Raw genomic sequence first — 14,389 nt, forward strand, 5'->3', positions numbered from 1 at the left:
GGTATCACTGTCGACGGCATCACGGTCGGACCGAGACCAGCACCTTCATGTCGACGACCAGGTCGAGCCGTTCGATCTCGTCCACCGGGAACGACGTGGAACCGGGGATGCGCTCGTCCGGCGAGTGGTCGCTGCCCCACCAGCCGCCGATCTCGGTGCGGCCGGCGCGGTCGTGGACGATCAGCTTGCACCTCACGCCCTTGGGCATGTTCTCGATGGTCATCCACAGTTCGGTGCCCCAGGACTTGCGCACGAGGTCCGCGCCGGCCGCCACGCCGGAGGTGGTGTCGGTCGCCTGCCAGGTGACGGCGGACGCGGCAGGGCTGTCGCCCCCGGTCAGTCGCGGCACCACCAGCACGGCCAACGCGACCAGCACGACGAGAACACCCGCGCCGACCAGCAACGACCAGCGCCGTCTCCGGGGCGGCGGTGGCGGCGGCACGGGTTCGGGTTCCGGCGGCAGCGGCCACAGGTCCGGATCGGGCACGGGGTCCTCGAACGGCAGCTCCAGGTCCGCCAGCTGGACCTGGCCCAGCAGCCCCGGCAACGGCGCCAGCCGCACCATCTCCCGTCGGCAGTGGGAACAACCGTGCACGTGCCGCTCGAACACCGACCGCTCCGCCGGGTCGAGCGAGCCGAGCAGGTAGGCGCCGAGCACCACGGTCTGGGAGCAGCTCACGACTCGGTCACCCCCCGCTCCTCCAACGCGTCGCGCAGCGCCCGCAGGGCGTAGAAGCAGCGCGACTTGACCGTGCCGGGCGGGATGCCCAGCACCGCGGCGGCCTCGGCGACCGAACGCCGCCGGTAGTACAGCTCGACCACCACGTTGCGGTGGTCCGCGGTCAGCGCGCGCAGCGCCTCCGCGACCTGCCAGCTCTGCAGGACGTGCTCCACCTCGTCCGCGACGGGCGGGAGGTCCCCGGGCTCGATCGGCACCTCCGAGTTGCGGCCGCCGCGTTTGCGGAAGCCGGAGATGACCAGGTTCCTGGCCACCGTGTAGAGCCACGGGCCCGCGTCGGCGGGAGTCAGTTCGTCGGCGTGCCGCCAGGCGCGCAGCAGCGTCTCCTGGACCACGTCCTCCGCCTGCTGGTGGTCACCGCCGACCATGCGCAGGACGTAACCGTGCAACGGGCCGCGCCAACGGCCGTACAGCTGCCTGACGACATCTTCGCCACGGTCCACATCGAAGTAGTACGCCATCGGGCCCGTCGGCGTTCAACGCTCGACGAAACCGGTGAGACCGCCGCGGGCCTCCGACCAGCGCTCCACGATCGAGTCCACCCGACCGGGGGCAGCGCCGGAACGGAGTGCGGTCAGCAGATCCCGGCACGCCGCCTCCGTGCCCTCCGCGTTCACCTCGACCCGACCGTCCCTCAGATTGGACGCCGAGCCCACAAGTCCCAGCTCAAGCGCCCTCGCGCGGGTCCACCACCGGAAGCCGACGCCCTGCACGTGACCCCGCACCCAAGCGGTGAGGCGCACGGTTCGCTCTACTCCAGCCACGACAGCCATCCTGACATTTCACCCGTTAGTGGTACGGTGCGCGACCGTGACAGCACGGCGCGGTAACCGATCCGTGATCGGCGGACTCGTCGGCCTGCTCCTCGGCGCAGCCGGTGCGACCGGTGTCGCCTTCGCGAGCCCGGACCAGCTCGCCCCGTTCATCGGGGAAAGCGCAGCACAGAGCCGCGGTTCCGACAACGTCGGCGTCGGCGGCGTGGGCGGCGTGGGCGGCGTCGGCCAACCGGTGCCGGGCACCGAGCCGCAGCTCCTGCCGACCACCACCGAGGCGCCGCCGCCCCCGGACACCACCACCGAGGCGACGACCACCACCAACCCGACCACCACCACGACCGAGACGACGACCACGCCGCCGTCCGAGCCGGCCCCCGCGCCCACCACGACGACCGCGCCCGCCGAGGTGCCGCAGGTCCAGCAGGTCGTCGCCCTGGTGAACGAGGCCCGCGACCTCGCCGGCTGCAAGCCGCTGGAGGTCGACGAGCGGGTGGTCAAGGCCGCGCAGGGCCACAGCACCGACATGGCCGCACGCGACTACTTCTCGCACACCACCCCCGAGGGCGTCGACTTCGCCCAGCGGATGCGCACGGCGGGCTACCCGAGCCCCGGCGGCGAGAACATCGCCATGGGGCAGCGCTCCGCCGACCAGGTCATGCGGGCCTGGATGAACTCCGACGGGCACCGCCGCAACATCCTGAACTGCGGGTTCACCACCATCGGTGTCGGGCTGGACACCCGCGGCTGGTACTGGACCCAGAACTTCGGCTGGTAAAAGACCGTCGAGCACACCATGGGAGAACCGTTGTACGAGACCCCGGAGCCCGAGCGCCCCCGCCTGCGCGTGTCGCCCCACGTGCTGCTGGCCGCGTCCGGTGTCGCCGTGTCGACGATCTTCGCCACCGTCGCGTCCCTGGCGGGCGCGTCCCCGGACGCCTCGCCCGCCGAGCAGCAGCCGCGTGAGGACGTCGTGAACCGCAACACCCTCACCACGACGCCACGCGACTCGTTCGGCCCCTCGGTCACCCTGACCACGACCGAGACGTCCACCACCACCACGACGACCGAGACCACCGAGGCGACGACCACCTCCCGCCGCACCCGGGTGACCACGGTGACCAGGCCGGACGGCACCACCACGACCACCACGGTGGACGACCCCCAGCCGCAGCCCACCACGACCACGCCGCCGGTCGACCCGCCGACGACGAACCCGCCGGTGACCACCACGACGCCGCCAGTCGTCACCACGACCAACCCGCCGGTGACCACCACGCCGCCGTCGGAGCCGTCGGGGTTGTCGGAGCCGTAAACGAGGTCGTGCGCCAGGGGTAACGGTCCTCCACACCATCGGGTGGAGGACCGCTCTGACGATGAGGCGCCCGGCGCGATCCGCCGATAACTCGAACACCTGACCATCCCGTCCGGGTCCCCACAGGGAGATGGTGTGTTCGAGGAAGATCATCAAGCGGCACCGAAGAAGAAGCTCTCGTCGGTGGTGCTGCTGGCCGCCGGTGGCGCCGTCGTCGCCACCGTGATGGCCACCCTCGCGTCGGTGCTCGCGGCGGGCGGTCCGGTGGCCGGTCCACCGGAACCGCGCGCCGACGTGCAGGTGACGTCGGACAAGCCGGTGATCGCCGCACCTCACCGCAGGACCGACACTGTGGTGGTCACGGTGTCCACCCGCGTGCCCGCCGGACAGCCCCGCGACGTGACCGGCTCGGAGCCGGAGGACTCGAAGCCGGAAGAGCAGGCGGACCAGGCGCCGGAGACCACCACGACGTCGTCCGAACCGCAGCTCACCACCCAACCGCCGAGCAACCCGCCGACGTCCTACGACCCGCCGACGTCGTCCTCCTCGCCGTCCAGCACCACCACGACGACGGACAGCCCCTAGCTACCAGACGTCGCCGTCACGCCAGTCGCAGGTCAGGTCGCCCGTCAGGTCGAGCGGCACCACCGGCAGGACGAAGATCGCGTCGTCCTCGTCCTCGGTGCGCTCGACCCCGGTGGGCGTCAACGCGAACGTCCTCCCCCGCCACCGCTGCCACCCACGCGCCGCGTAGAACGCCAGGGCGTCCTCCGACGCGCCGAGGGGGTACGCGCCGCGCACGACATCCTCCAGCGCCGCCATCACCGCACCGCCGACACCCTGGCGGCGGCGGTCCGCCCGCACCGCGACACCCTCCACGTACCCCACCCGCAGCGCCCTGGTCTTGTGCGGGACACCCGCAACCCGGCTCGCGTGGAGCAGCCGGCGCTGCACCACCGAGCCGTGACCGATCAGCTCGTCGCCGTCCCAGACGAGCGCGTGCACGCCGCCCAGGCTGTGCTCCCAGTCCTCGTCACCGAAATCGCCGTCGAACGCCTCGTCGAGCAGCTTCCGGGCGGCGGCGAGCACCGCCTCGGGCAGCTGCCAGGTGTGCAGCACCGAAACACGTGACACGGTTCACACCCTATGCCCGTCACGATCACCCGCCCCGTCCCGCTCCACCCGTGACGAAAGGACGGGGACATGGCAGAGCACATCGTGGTGGTCGGTGCGGGTTACGCGGGACTGGCCGCGGCCAAGCTGGCGGCGAAGTGGACCGATTCCCGGGTCACCCTGGTCAACGCGCGGGACCGGTTCGTGGAGCGGGTCCGGCTGCACCAGCTCGTGGTCGGGCAGCGGCTGCGCGACCTCCCGCTCGAAGACCTCCTGAAAGGCACCGGCGTCGAACTGGTGGTGGACCGGGTGACCGGCATCGACGCCGACACCCGCAAGATCGAGCTCACCGGCGGGGCGCTGGCCTACGACCGGCTGATCTACGCCCTGGGCAGCCACGCGAACCTGGACGGCGTCCCGGGCGCCGCCGAGCACGCGCACGCGGTGTCCACTCTTGAGGGCGCCGAAAAGCTGGCCGCCGCCCTCAAGAGCGCCCGCACGGTCGCCGTCACGGGCGGTGGGCTGACGGGCATCGAGGCCGCCGCCGAACTGGCCGAGTCGCGCCCGGACCTGGACGTCCTGCTGGTCACCGGCGGCGGGTTCGGCCAGGCCCTGTCGGAGAAGGGCAGGCGCTACCTGACCAGGGCGTTCGACCGGCTCGGCATCCGGGTCCGCGATCACGCGAACGTCACCGAGGTCCGCGCCGACGGCCTGGTGCTCGGCACCGGCGAGCTGATCACCGCCGACACGGTCGTCTGGACGGCCGGTTTCCGCGTGCCCGACCTGGCGGCACGGGCCGGGTTCGCGGTGGACGCGAGGGGCCGCATGGTGGTGGACGAGACCCTGACGTCGATCTCCCACCCGGACGTCATGGCGGTCGGTGACGCCGCCGCGATCAAGCGGCACGACGGCCTCGAACTGCGCATGGCGTGCGCGACCGGCCTGCCCACGGCACAGCAGGCCGTGCGAGGCCTGGCGAAGCGGCTCAACGGCCGGGAACCGGGTCCGCTCGGCTTCCGGTACTTCAACCAGTGCATCAGCCTGGGCCGCCGGGACGGGCTGATCCAGTTCGTGAACGCCGACGACAGCCCGAAGGAACGCGTCCTCACCGGCCGGTTGGCGGCGCGCTACAAGGAACTCGTGGTGCGCGGCACGATCGTGTTCGAACGCCACCCCACCCTGCCGGTGGGCTGAGCCCTCACCGGGCCGCCAGACCGGCGTCCACCAGCGCCATCACCGTGTCCGCGAGGTCCGCCGACCGCGCGACGGGCAGCTGTCCGGAGAGCAGCAGCGAACACAGGCCGTGCAGGACGCACGCCATGAGGACGGTCACGTCGGCCACGTCGTGGCCGGCCAGCTCGCCGGACGCCTGCGCGTCGACGATGGCGGACGACATGAGCCCGTGCACACGCTGCTCGGCCGCCGCCGGCTCCGCGTGCACGTCCCGGCGCGGCACCTCGCCGCCGAACATCAGCCGGTACAGCGACGGGTTGGCCACCGCGAACTCCACGTAGGCCCGCCCGATCCCGTGCAGCCGGTCGAGCGGTCCGCCCGACGCCGCCTCGGCCGCCGCGTGCAGTTCGTCGAAGCCCCGCGCCACGACGGCGGCGACCAGCGCGGCTTCGTCGGCGAAGTGCCGGTAGGCCGCCGTGTGCGACACCCCAGCCGCCGCGGCGGCCTTGCGCAACGTCAGGCCCTCGGTGTCCTCGGCGACGACCAGCGCTCGGGCGGCCGTGACCAGGGAGGCGCGCAGGTCGCCGCGGTCATGAGGCCTCCGGGGCAATGTCGCCACTGGTAACTCCCTCACCCTGATCGACCCCGACGCACGGCGGCGGAAAAGTCGCGCAGCCCAGGCTCGATTCCCGTCAGGGCTCGAACCGGTACCCCATCCCCGGCTCCGTCACCAGGTGCCGGGGGTGCGCGGGCTCGGGCTCCAGCTTGCGCCGCAACTGGGCCAGGTAGACGCGCAGGTAGTGGGTCTCCTTCGCGTACGCGGGCCCCCACACCTCCTGGAGCAGCTGCTTCTGCGCCACCAACCGGCCCCGGTTGCGGGCCAGGATCTCCAGCAGACCCCACTCGGTGGGCGTCAGGTGCACCTCGACACCGTCCCGGCGCACCTTCTTCGCCGCCAGGTCCACGGTGAACGACGCCGTCTCCACGATCGCGTCCCCGCCCTCCACGACCGCCGAACGGCGCACCGCCGCACGCAGCCGGGCCAGCAGCTCGTCCATCCCGAACGGTTTGGTCACGTAGTCGTCGGCGCCCGCGTCCAACGCCTCCACCTTGTCCACGGAGTCGACCCGCGCGGACAGCACGATGATCGGCACGGTCGTCCAGCCGCGCAGGCCCGCGATGACCTCGGTGCCGTCCAGGTCGGGCAGCCCCAGGTCGAGCACCACCACGTCCGGCTTGCCCTCGGCCGCCGCCTTGAGCGCGGTCGTGCCGTCGTGCGCGGTCAGGACCGAGTAGCCGCGCGCGGAGAGGTTGATCCGCAACGCCCGCACGATCTGCGGCTCGTCATCGACCACCAGCACCTTTGTCACGCTGAGACACTACGCCGGGTGCCCCGGCCGCCCCCGTGCCCGACTACGTTCGGCGAACTTCCTGACACCACCTTGACGCGCTTCCAAACGCCTTTTATGCCGTTTTGACAGCCCCTAGTCCGCATCGGTGCGGAAAGCGTGAGTACATCCGGGTGCGAATGAATCCGTTTACTGGACAGCCGTACTGCGACAGTGCGAATGTCCTGTCCGAATTCGGACAGGTGCTCACTCACGGTGAGCAATGAGGAGATCTGATGACCACCAGCGTGACTAATCAAGACGCGTTACAACTCGTGGTCGCCGTGCACCGGCTGATCCGGAGCCTGCGCCAGTCCTCGTCCGTTCGGCGACTCCAGCCCACCCAACTGCTGGTGCTCGCGGAACTCGCGTCGCAGGGACCGATGCGGATCGGGGAGATCGCGGTGCGGGCGCTGTGCTCGCAGCCCACGGCGACCACGGTGGTGACGGGTCTGGAATCCGGTGGCCTGGTGCGGCGCGAGTCCGATCCCGCCGACGGGCGGGCCACCATCGTCGAGCTGACCGTTCTCGGTCGGGACACCATCATGTCCCTGGCCCACGGCGAGGCGGAGCTGCTGTCCGAACGGCTCGCCCAGCTGTCCACAGAGGAACGCGACGCGCTGAGGTCCGTCACCCCGCTGCTGCGCAGGCTCGCCGACCCGGCGCGCTGACCCCGATCACCCCCGCGTGATCAGCCCGGGGTGTGATCGTGATCGGACCCGCGGACGCGGCTGGCAGCGCGGGCACGAGTACGAGGAGCGGTTCATGAACGGCTCGCGCCTGATCGCCGTCCCGCACCGGTGGCACGGCTCGTTCTCCTGCCCGTACACGGCCAGGGACCGCTCGAAGTAACCCGACTGGCCGTTCACGTTGACGTAGAGCGCGTCGAACGACGTGCCGCCCTCACCCAGCGCCTCGTGCATCACCTGCGTGGCGTGCGCCAGCAACTCGGCGGCCTTCGGCCTGGTCAGCCGGTCCGCCGGGCGCAGACCGTGCAGCTCGGCCCGCCACAGCGCCTCGTCGGCGTAGATGTTCCCGATACCCGACACCAGCGTCTGGTCGAGCAGGGCGCGTTTGACCTCGGTGCGCCGTTTCCGCAACGCCGCGACCGCCGCGTCCGGGGCGAACGCCGGGTCCATCGGATCACGCGCGATGTGCGCCACCGGCTGCGGCAGCAGGGTGCCGTCGACCTCGACGAGTTCCGCCAACGCCAGACCGCCGAACGTGCGCTGGTCCACGAACCGCAGTTCCGGGCCGTCGTCGGCGAACCGGACCCGCACCCGCAGGTGCTTCTCGTCCGGCGCGCCGACGGGCTGGACCAGCATCTGGCCGCTCATGCCGAGGTGCGCGAGCATCGCGTCGCCGCCCGACAGGTCGACCCACAGGTACTTGCCGCGGCGACGCGCGGCCTCCAGTCGCTGACCGGTCAAGCGCACGGCGAAATCCGCCGCACCGGGTAGGTGGCGGCGGATCGCTCGTGGGTGGAGGACGTCGACCTCGGCGACGGTCCTCCCGGCCACGTGCTCGTGCAGACCTCGGCGGACGACCTCTACCTCGGGCAGCTCGGGCACGGGCGGGTGATCAGTCCTCGGACTCGCGCTCGGCAGCGGCGGCAGCGGCCTCTGCCTGCTCGAGCTCTTCGAGCATCTCGTACGCGGCGGCCTGCGGCTTGGTCGGCTTGAGCATCCAACCGCCCGCCTGGGCGGTGTCGCGCACGAGGACCAGGCCCTGGATGCCGCCGTTGCGGCTCGCGTTCAACGGGCGGGAAGGACGCGCGTGGCGCGCGCGCCGGTTCGTCCGGACGTTCGTGGCATACATTTCGGCGTCAGTCTTCCTGAGTAGGTGCAGCCTGAGGTGAAGCCTGGGGTGGAGTCTGTGCCGTCGCCGAGTTGGGTGCGTGGCCGTTCCCGGACGTGCCGGTTTCCTGCTCGGCGCGGACCCGTTCGTGCAACACGCGGTAGGCGGCCTCGGCCGCCTTCTGCTCGGCTTCCTTCTTCGTGCGCCCATCGCCAGTGCCGTAGGCCTGACCACCGACGAACACCGTCGCGGTGAACTCCTTGCGGTGGTCCGGACCCTGGTCGTCCACCCGGTACTCGGGTACGCCCAGGCCTGCCGAGGCGGTCAGCTCCTGAAGACTGGTCTTCCAGTCCAGCCCGGCGCCCCGCAGTGGCGCTTCGGCCAGCAGTGGGTCGAACAGGTGGTGAACCAGTTGACGCGCGGTGTCGATGCCGAATTGCAGGTAGACCGCGCCGATGACGGCTTCCAGGCCGTCCGCGAGGATGCTCGCCTTGTCCCTGCCGCCGGTCAGCTCCTCGCCGCGACCGAGCAGGAGATGCCCGCCCAACCCGTCGTCCCCGAGCCCCCGGGCCACGCCCGCCAGTGCGTGCATGTTCACCACGCTCGCGCGGAGCTTGGCGAGCTGCCCCTCGGGCAGCTCCGGGTGCGCTTGGTACAGGTGGTCGGTGACGACGAGGCCGAGCACCGCGTCGCCGAGGAATTCCAGTCGCTCGTTCGGCGGCAGACCACCGTTCTCGTACGCGTACGACCGGTGTGTGAGTGCGAGCGTCAGCAGCTCGGCGTCCAACGGGACGCCGAGCGCTTCGAGCAACGGGGCGCGGTCGGCCGACCGACCGCGCGACGACCTACCCCCCACGATTCGCCGCTACCTTCGCCAGAGGGGTGATCAGGCCGGCTGGACGACCTGGCGGCCGTCGTACTGGCCACAGGCCGGGCAGGCGACGTGCTGCGGCTTCGGCTGGCGGCAGGCCTTGTTCTGGCAGGCCACCAGGTGCACGGCAGCGGTCTTCCACTGAGCGCGGCGCGAGCGCGTGTTCGAGCGCGACATCTTCCGCTTCGGGACGGCCACGACTAGTTCTCCTCTGGATTGTCACGATTCCCGTCGAACCGCTCTTGCAAGGCGGCCCAACGGGGGTCAATCGTCTCATGCCCGTGGTCGGGGCCGAGATCAGCCAGCTTGCCGCCGCAGTCGACGCACAGCCCGAGGCAGTCCGGCGAGCACAGCGGCACCTGTGGCAGCGCGAGCACGATGGCGTCGCGCACCACGGGTTCGAGGTCGATCAGGTCGTCGTGCAGACGGCTGACCTCGTCCTCTTCGGTCGTCTCGTCGGTGGTGCTGTCCGGGTACGCGTACAGCTCCGTCAGCTCCACCTCGACCTCCGCCGACAGCGGCTCCAGGCAGCGCGAGCACTCCCCTTCGACCACCGTCGCGGCCGCGCCCGTCACGAGCACACCTTCGACCACCGACTCCAGCAGGAGGTCGAGTTGGACGCTGCCGCCCGCCGGCACCTCGATCACGCCCGCCAGGCCGAGGCCCGCGGCGGGCACCGTCCTGCTCAACCCGCGGCTGGAGCCCGCACGACGCCCGAGGTCCCTGGTGTCGATGACCCAGGGCCCGGTCGCTGTGGGACGCGCGGAGGCGTGACGATGCTCAGACATGATGTTTGGTGTGCCGTCGGGGACTTACCACGACCAGCCGGTCAAGGGTACGGGACAACGGGCGTCGACGTGAAATCGGCTGGTCAAATGTCGTTCGGTCGGGTCTCACTTGGTCCTAGTCGTGGTAATCGAACGGTGCGGAGGCGCTCGCGACGGCCGGGCCGCGCAGGTGCGAACGGCCCTTCCCGACGCTGCGGAGCGTGTGCGCGAGCAGGTCCTCGAAGTCGGCCAGCTTGCCGTCCACGTACGCGTCGCACTCGCTGCGCAGCCGGATGGCCTCCGTCTGGGCGGCCTCCAGCACGCGGGCGGACTCGGCGTGCGCGGCCTGCACGACCTCGGTCTGGTCGACCAGGCGCGCCTGCTCCGCCCGGCCCTCCTCGATCGCGCGCTCGTAGTTGGCCCGGCCCGCCTGGACCATGCGGTCGGCTTCGGCGTGGGCACGGCCCACCAGGTCCTCGTACTCCTGGCGGCCCGCGGCGACCGTCCGCTGCGCCTGGTCCTCGGCCTCGGCGACCATCCGCTCGGCGCGGGCACGCGCCTCGGACAGCATCCGCTCGGCCTCGTGCTGCGCCTCGGACACCATCCGGTCGGCGTCGGAGCGGGCCTTGCTCAGGCTCTGCTCCGCGTCGTGCTGCGCCTTTCCGACCAGCTCGTCGCGGTGGTCGAGCACGTCCTGGGCGTCGTCCAGCTCCGCGGGGATGGCGTCGCGCACGTCGTCGAGGAGTTCGAGCACGTCACCGCGCGGCACGACGCACCCGGAGGTCATCGGCACGCCACGCGCTTCCTCGACGATCGTGACCAGCTCGTCGAGGGCCTCGAACACCCGGTACACGTCACACTCCTCGCGCCCACAGCAGTACCCGTCCTAGTGTGCCCTGCCGATCTCTTCGCCGCCGGGAGATCGGCAGGGCGTGTCCGGCTACCGGGTGATGTCCACGAGGACGAAACTCGCGTAGTGGTCGGGCGTGTAGAAGTACAGCTTCGGCGAGGCGTTGCCGGTCACGATCCGCCGCGCGCCGCGGGTGGAGACGCCGGGCGTCTTGACCGTGTACTCCTTGTAGTAGCCGGTCGAGCAGGCCGGGAGGATGCCCTCGCGGTTGTAGAAGGTCTGGTTGTCCTGCGAGTACGGGTAGGGCCCGCCGCGCTGGATCAGGCGGACGGTGTCGGTGGCCTGGGCGGGCAGGCCGGACAGGGCGACCTTGCGAAAGCCCGACGTGTCGCCGCAGGCCGCCTGAGCAGCCAGGACGGGCTCGGCGGCGGACGCCGCGGCGGACGTGGCGGACATGCCGGCGAGAACCAGCAGCAGGGAGAGCAGCACCTTGACGGTGCGCGATGTGATCTCGCTCATGGTAGTGAACGGTAACCACACCGAGTGACGGCTCGGCAGTATCTGAGTTAACCGGGTGTGACCGGTCAGCGACCCTCAGCGAGCCGTGCGATGAGCCGGTCCTTGATCGTGGGCGGCAGCAGGCTGGAGACGTCGCCGCCGTAGGTGGCCACGTCCTTGACCAGGGAGCTGGCCAGGAAGCTGTAGATGGGGTTCGTCGGCATGAACAGCGTCTCGACGCCGGTGAGCTGGTGGTTCATCTGCGCCATCTGCAACTCGTAGTCGTAGTCGCTGACCGCGCGCAGGCCCTTCACGATGGCCTTGATGTCGTTTTCGAGGCAGTAGTCGACCAGCAGGCCGTGCCAGGCGTCGACGCGGACGTTCGGCCACTGCGCGGTGACCTCGCGCAGCATTTCGGTGCGCTCCTCGACCGAGAACAACGTCTTCTTGTTCTTGTTGATGAGCACGGCGACGACGACTTCGTCGAAGAGCTTCGCCGCTCTCCCGATGATGTCCAGGTGTCCGTTGGTGGCCGGGTCGTAGGAGCCGGGGCACACGGCACGCGTCATGGTTTCGGACGGTAGCACCCGATCGGACGCATCCACTCAGGTGCGTGGTCCGCATCACCCGGTGGCGTCAACGTGTTCGGCCCAATGCAGCGCGGTGTCGCCGTATCGCTTGCTGCGCAAGGATTCCACGGCACTTGGCCAAATCGGTTCAGGACTGCGCGCGCCGCGTTCCACGATGATCAGCGAGCCCGGTTTCGTCCAACCACGGGTGACCAGCGACTCGAGGAGCCGGTTGAGCTGTTCGTCGGTGACGGCGTAGGGCGGATCGGCGAAAACCACGTCGCACGGCTCGTCCGGCGCGGTGGCCACGACGGCCTCGGCGGTGCGGTTGAGGACCGTCGCGCCGGGCAGCGCGACCGTTTTCGCGTTCGTCTTCAGGACTTCGGCAGCCCGCTTGTCCGACTCCACGAAAGTGGCCTTGGTCGCACCCCGGGACAGCGCTTCGAAGCCGAGCGCGCCGGAGCCCGCGTAGAGGTCGAGCACGGTGGCGCCGTCCAGGTCGACGAGCGCTTCGAGGGAGCTGAACAACGCCTCGCGGACGCGGTCGGAGGTGGGACGGGTGCCGCGTGGGGGCACTTGCAGTCTTCGGCCACCGGCGGCGCCCGCGACGATCCTGGTCACCCCGTCATCGTCCCATCGGCGTCATCGCCCGAGGTGCGCCCCACCGTTGACGGCGACCACCTGGCCGGTGATGTGCCCGGCCTCCGGCGAGGTGAGGAACGCCACGGTGGCCGCCACGTCCGCCGGGGTGCCGGCCCGGCCGTTGGCGGTCTGCGCGACGAGCGTGCTCCGGCGCTGCTCGGACATGTCGCCGCCGAAGAACTCGGTGTCCTCGATGAAACCCGGTGCGACGACGTTCGCGGTGATGCCCCGGCCGCCGAGCTTGAACGCCAACTCGGCCGTCCACGCCTCCACCGCCGCCTTGGCCGCGCCGTAGCTGCCGCCGCCGCGCCTGCCCGCGATGGAACCGATGGTGACGACGCGGGCGTTCTCGGCGAGGCGCGGCTGGAGCGCCGTGGTGACGAGGACGGCGGTGACGACGTTCGCCTCGTACATCGCGAGCCACTGCCGTTTGAGATCGTCGCCGCCGACCAGGCCGCCCGCGTTGTTGACCAGGACGTCCACCCGCTCGGGCAGGTGTTCCCGGGCGGCGTCGACGGCCTCCGGGTCGGCCGCGTCGAACGCCACCGCCCGTGCGCCGATCTCGTCCGCGGCCTGCTCGAGGACGTCCTCGCGACGCCCGGTGATCACCACGTCGAGGCCGCGCGCGACCAGTTCCTCCGCGATGGCCCGACCGATGCCGGTGCCGCCGCCGGTCACCACTGCTGTTCTCGTCATGCGAGTGCTTGCCACCATCCGTCGACCGCCGGGGGTTGATCGACATCGATCCTCTCACCCGGACGTGGGACGGCAAGCGGGATTTCGTGCGCCTTGGCCTCGCGCCACACCCGGTCCACCGGCTCGGACCAGTCGTGGAAGGCGAGGTTGAAGGTGGCCCAGTGGACCGGGATCAGCAGGCCGCCCTGCACGTCGCGGTGCGCGGCCACGCCTTCCTCGGGCGTCATGTGGATGTCCGGCCAGCCCGGTCCGTACGCGCCGATCTGGATCAGGGAGGCGTCGAACGGGCCGTGCTCCTGGCCGATCTTCTTGTAGCCGTCGAAGTACCCGGTGTCACCGCTGTAGTAGACGCGGTGCCGCGGCCCCTTCACGACCCACGACGCCCACAGCGTGTTGTCCCGCTGGAAACCCCGGCCGGAGAAGTGCTGCGCGGCGGTGGCGGTGAGCGTGACGCCGGCCACCTCGTGCGACTCGTCCCAGTCCAGTTCGACGATCCGGTGCTCGGGCACCTTCCACCGGCGCAGGTGCGCGCCGATGCCGAGCGGCACCACGAAAACCGCGTCCTGGTCGTTGGTCAGCGCGCGCACCGTCGGCAGGTCGAGGTGGTCGTAGTGGTCGTGCGAGATGACGACCGCGTCCACCCTGCCGACCTCGTGCAGCTGGTGCGGCACGGGGTGCAGCCGGCGCGGACCGACCACTGGGGACGGTGAGCACCGGTCGCTCCACACCGGGTCGACCAGGATGCGCGCGCCGTCGATCTCGATCAACGTCGACGCGTGGCCGTACCAGGTGATGTGCAGCCCGTCCGGCGTGCCCGCGACCGGCGGCACCAACGGCACCTCGCCCACCGGGTGCCGTTGCTGGCCGCCGAAGAGCATCTCCCGCATCGTCCCGGCGGCCCCGTCCGGCATGGTCCGGGTCTGCGCGGCGTTGTGGAACTTCCCGTCGCGGTACTGCGGCGACCGCCGCACCCGCTCGCCGTCGGGCTTGCCGCCCAAGGCCGAGGGCACGTCGCGCGCCGCCCAGGCGACGGCGCCGGCCGTGAGGGCGAGCAGTGCTGCGGTGACCTTCTTCATGCCACCTCCAACGCGAGGTCCGCCGACCCGGTTCCCACCGGATCACCATGTGGCACCGAACACGATCCCGCGCATCGACGGCCGCGGTAGAGCAACCGGGCCGGACACCGTGTCGGTGTCCG

22 protein-coding genes are annotated in these 14,389 nt (G+C 71.0%); 5 read left to right on the forward strand and 17 right to left on the reverse strand.

Going from position 1 to position 14,389, the window contains the following annotated elements; translation table 11 throughout:
* Positions 1–19: 19 nt before the first annotated feature.
* From FM051_RS13265 to FM051_RS13275, 3 genes are read right to left on the reverse strand one after another with little or no spacing between them, the layout of a single operon-like run.
* Positions 20–679 carry an anti-sigma factor family protein gene (locus FM051_RS13265; protein WP_158843223.1) on the reverse strand — a complete coding sequence of 220 codons (660 nt, stop codon included), beginning with the start codon at positions 677–679 and terminating at the stop codon, positions 20–22.
* Entirely contained in the window at positions 676–1,200 is a 525-nt protein-coding gene (locus FM051_RS13270; RefSeq protein ID WP_162470705.1) for a sigma-70 family RNA polymerase sigma factor, read from the reverse strand. The genes FM051_RS13265 and FM051_RS13270 overlap by 4 nt, the downstream gene beginning before the upstream one ends.
* A 15-nt stretch (positions 1,201–1,215) precedes the next feature.
* Positions 1,216–1,512 (reverse strand): acylphosphatase, encoded by a 297-nt coding sequence (locus FM051_RS13275; protein ID WP_158843224.1) that lies wholly within the window; start codon positions 1,510–1,512, stop codon positions 1,216–1,218.
* A gap of 37 nt (positions 1,513–1,549) precedes the next feature.
* On the opposite strand from FM051_RS13275, the gene FM051_RS13280 reads away from it, so the two are divergent.
* The 3 genes from FM051_RS13280 to FM051_RS13290 all read left to right on the forward strand — a co-directional run bounded on the left by FM051_RS13280 (position 1,550) and on the right by FM051_RS13290 (position 3,412).
* Positions 1,550–2,290, forward strand: a complete 741-nt coding sequence (locus FM051_RS13280; protein WP_158843225.1) for a CAP domain-containing protein — start codon at positions 1,550–1,552, stop codon at positions 2,288–2,290.
* A gap of 18 nt (positions 2,291–2,308) precedes the next feature.
* Positions 2,309–2,827 carry a hypothetical protein gene (locus tag FM051_RS13285; protein ID WP_158843226.1) on the forward strand — a complete coding sequence of 173 codons (519 nt, stop codon included), beginning with the start codon at positions 2,309–2,311 and terminating at the stop codon, positions 2,825–2,827.
* A gap of 135 nt (positions 2,828–2,962) precedes the next feature.
* Complete coding sequence (locus tag FM051_RS13290) at positions 2,963–3,412, forward strand: hypothetical protein (RefSeq protein WP_158843227.1); 450 nt, start codon at positions 2,963–2,965, stop codon at positions 3,410–3,412.
* Here FM051_RS13290 and FM051_RS13295 read toward each other — a convergent pair whose 3' ends face one another.
* Complete coding sequence (locus tag FM051_RS13295) at positions 3,413–3,961, reverse strand: GNAT family N-acetyltransferase (RefSeq protein WP_202918813.1); 549 nt, start codon at positions 3,959–3,961, stop codon at positions 3,413–3,415.
* Positions 3,962–4,030: 69 nt separating this feature from the next.
* On the opposite strand from FM051_RS13295, the gene FM051_RS13300 reads away from it, so the two are divergent.
* The gene (locus tag FM051_RS13300) at positions 4,031–5,134 is read left to right on the forward strand and encodes an NAD(P)/FAD-dependent oxidoreductase (RefSeq protein ID WP_158843228.1); all 1,104 of its coding nucleotides are present in this window, start codon (positions 4,031–4,033) and stop codon (positions 5,132–5,134) included.
* A 4-nt stretch (positions 5,135–5,138) separates the two neighbouring features.
* Here FM051_RS13300 and FM051_RS13305 read toward each other — a convergent pair whose 3' ends face one another.
* Both FM051_RS13305 and FM051_RS13310 read right to left on the reverse strand, forming a co-directional pair.
* Positions 5,139–5,732 (reverse strand): TetR/AcrR family transcriptional regulator, encoded by a 594-nt coding sequence (locus tag FM051_RS13305; RefSeq protein ID WP_158843229.1) that lies wholly within the window; start codon positions 5,730–5,732, stop codon positions 5,139–5,141.
* A gap of 73 nt (positions 5,733–5,805) precedes the next feature.
* Positions 5,806–6,483 (reverse strand): response regulator, encoded by a 678-nt coding sequence (locus FM051_RS13310; RefSeq protein ID WP_158843230.1) that lies wholly within the window; start codon positions 6,481–6,483, stop codon positions 5,806–5,808.
* A 254-nt stretch (positions 6,484–6,737) separates the two neighbouring features.
* Here FM051_RS13310 and FM051_RS13315 point away from each other — a divergent pair, with 254 nt between their 5' ends.
* Complete coding sequence (locus tag FM051_RS13315; RefSeq protein WP_158843231.1) at positions 6,738–7,172, forward strand: MarR family winged helix-turn-helix transcriptional regulator; 435 nt, start codon at positions 6,738–6,740, stop codon at positions 7,170–7,172.
* A 6-nt stretch (positions 7,173–7,178) separates the two neighbouring features.
* Here the strand turns inward: FM051_RS13315 and mutM are convergent, their stop codons facing one another.
* The 11 genes from mutM to FM051_RS13370 form a co-directional block, all read right to left on the reverse strand.
* Entirely contained in the window at positions 7,179–8,072 is an 894-nt protein-coding gene (gene mutM, locus FM051_RS13320) for a bifunctional DNA-formamidopyrimidine glycosylase/DNA-(apurinic or apyrimidinic site) lyase (protein ID WP_158843232.1), read from the reverse strand.
* A 10-nt stretch (positions 8,073–8,082) separates the two neighbouring features.
* A complete protein-coding gene (locus tag FM051_RS13325) occupies positions 8,083–8,319 on the reverse strand; it encodes a hypothetical protein (RefSeq protein ID WP_158843233.1) in 237 nt (78 codons plus the stop codon).
* A 7-nt stretch (positions 8,320–8,326) separates the two neighbouring features.
* On the reverse strand, positions 8,327–9,154 hold the full coding sequence (rnc, locus tag FM051_RS13330; protein ID WP_158843234.1) for a ribonuclease III: 828 nt from the start codon (positions 9,152–9,154) through the stop codon (positions 8,327–8,329).
* Between the two features lie 30 nt (positions 9,155–9,184).
* On the reverse strand, positions 9,185–9,367 hold the full coding sequence (gene rpmF / locus FM051_RS13335) for a 50S ribosomal protein L32 (RefSeq protein WP_073896635.1): 183 nt from the start codon (positions 9,365–9,367) through the stop codon (positions 9,185–9,187).
* A 2-nt stretch (positions 9,368–9,369) separates the two neighbouring features.
* Positions 9,370–9,957, reverse strand: coding sequence for a YceD family protein (locus FM051_RS13340; protein WP_158843235.1), 588 nt, complete (start codon positions 9,955–9,957; stop codon positions 9,370–9,372).
* A gap of 115 nt (positions 9,958–10,072) precedes the next feature.
* Positions 10,073–10,789 carry a DivIVA domain-containing protein gene (locus tag FM051_RS13345; protein WP_158843236.1) on the reverse strand — a complete coding sequence of 239 codons (717 nt, stop codon included), beginning with the start codon at positions 10,787–10,789 and terminating at the stop codon, positions 10,073–10,075.
* Between the two features lie 87 nt (positions 10,790–10,876).
* Complete coding sequence (locus FM051_RS13350; protein WP_158843237.1) at positions 10,877–11,305, reverse strand: guanyl-specific ribonuclease; 429 nt, start codon at positions 11,303–11,305, stop codon at positions 10,877–10,879.
* Positions 11,306–11,370: 65 nt separating this feature from the next.
* Positions 11,371–11,853: a pantetheine-phosphate adenylyltransferase gene (gene coaD / locus FM051_RS13355; protein ID WP_158843238.1), complete on the reverse strand. Its 483-nt coding sequence runs from the start codon at positions 11,851–11,853 to the stop codon at positions 11,371–11,373.
* A gap of 54 nt (positions 11,854–11,907) precedes the next feature.
* The gene (gene rsmD, locus FM051_RS13360; RefSeq protein ID WP_158843239.1) at positions 11,908–12,474 is read right to left on the reverse strand and encodes a 16S rRNA (guanine(966)-N(2))-methyltransferase RsmD; all 567 of its coding nucleotides are present in this window, start codon (positions 12,472–12,474) and stop codon (positions 11,908–11,910) included.
* Positions 12,475–12,495: 21 nt separating this feature from the next.
* The gene (locus FM051_RS13365) at positions 12,496–13,191 is read right to left on the reverse strand and encodes an SDR family NAD(P)-dependent oxidoreductase (RefSeq protein ID WP_158843240.1); all 696 of its coding nucleotides are present in this window, start codon (positions 13,189–13,191) and stop codon (positions 12,496–12,498) included.
* Complete coding sequence (locus tag FM051_RS13370) at positions 13,188–14,267, reverse strand: MBL fold metallo-hydrolase (RefSeq protein ID WP_158843241.1); 1,080 nt, start codon at positions 14,265–14,267, stop codon at positions 13,188–13,190. Before FM051_RS13370 ends, FM051_RS13365 begins: the two co-directional genes overlap by 4 nt.
* Positions 14,268–14,389: the final 122 nt, after the last annotated feature.

The organism is Saccharothrix deserti (assembly GCF_009769385.1).
Lineage (GTDB): Bacteria > Actinomycetota > Actinomycetes > Mycobacteriales > Pseudonocardiaceae > Actinosynnema > Actinosynnema deserti.

Excerpts from the sequence above, each read along its gene's own strand:
- FM051_RS13270 (WP_162470705.1), bottom strand. The coding sequence starts at position 1,200 with ATGGCGTACTACTTCGATGTGGACCGTGGCGAAGATGTCGTCAGGCAG.
- FM051_RS13275 (WP_158843224.1), bottom strand. The coding sequence starts at position 1,512 with ATGGCTGTCGTGGCTGGAGTAGAGCGAACCGTGCGCCTCACCGCTTGG.
- FM051_RS13285 (WP_158843226.1), top strand. The coding sequence starts at position 2,309 with ATGGGAGAACCGTTGTACGAGACCCCGGAGCCCGAGCGCCCCCGCCTG.
- FM051_RS13300 (WP_158843228.1), top strand. The coding sequence starts at position 4,031 with ATGGCAGAGCACATCGTGGTGGTCGGTGCGGGTTACGCGGGACTGGCC.
- FM051_RS13315 (WP_158843231.1), top strand. The coding sequence starts at position 6,738 with ATGACCACCAGCGTGACTAATCAAGACGCGTTACAACTCGTGGTCGCC.
- FM051_RS13325 (WP_158843233.1), bottom strand. The coding sequence starts at position 8,319 with ATGTATGCCACGAACGTCCGGACGAACCGGCGCGCGCGCCACGCGCGT.
- FM051_RS13340 (WP_158843235.1), bottom strand. The coding sequence starts at position 9,957 with ATGTCTGAGCATCGTCACGCCTCCGCGCGTCCCACAGCGACCGGGCCC.
- FM051_RS13350 (WP_158843237.1), bottom strand. The coding sequence starts at position 11,305 with ATGAGCGAGATCACATCGCGCACCGTCAAGGTGCTGCTCTCCCTGCTG.
- coaD (WP_158843238.1), bottom strand. The coding sequence starts at position 11,853 with ATGACGCGTGCCGTGTGCCCCGGCTCCTACGACCCGGCCACCAACGGA.
- FM051_RS13365 (WP_158843240.1), bottom strand. The coding sequence starts at position 13,191 with ATGACGAGAACAGCAGTGGTGACCGGCGGCGGCACCGGCATCGGTCGG.
- FM051_RS13370 (WP_158843241.1), bottom strand. The coding sequence starts at position 14,267 with ATGAAGAAGGTCACCGCAGCACTGCTCGCCCTCACGGCCGGCGCCGTC.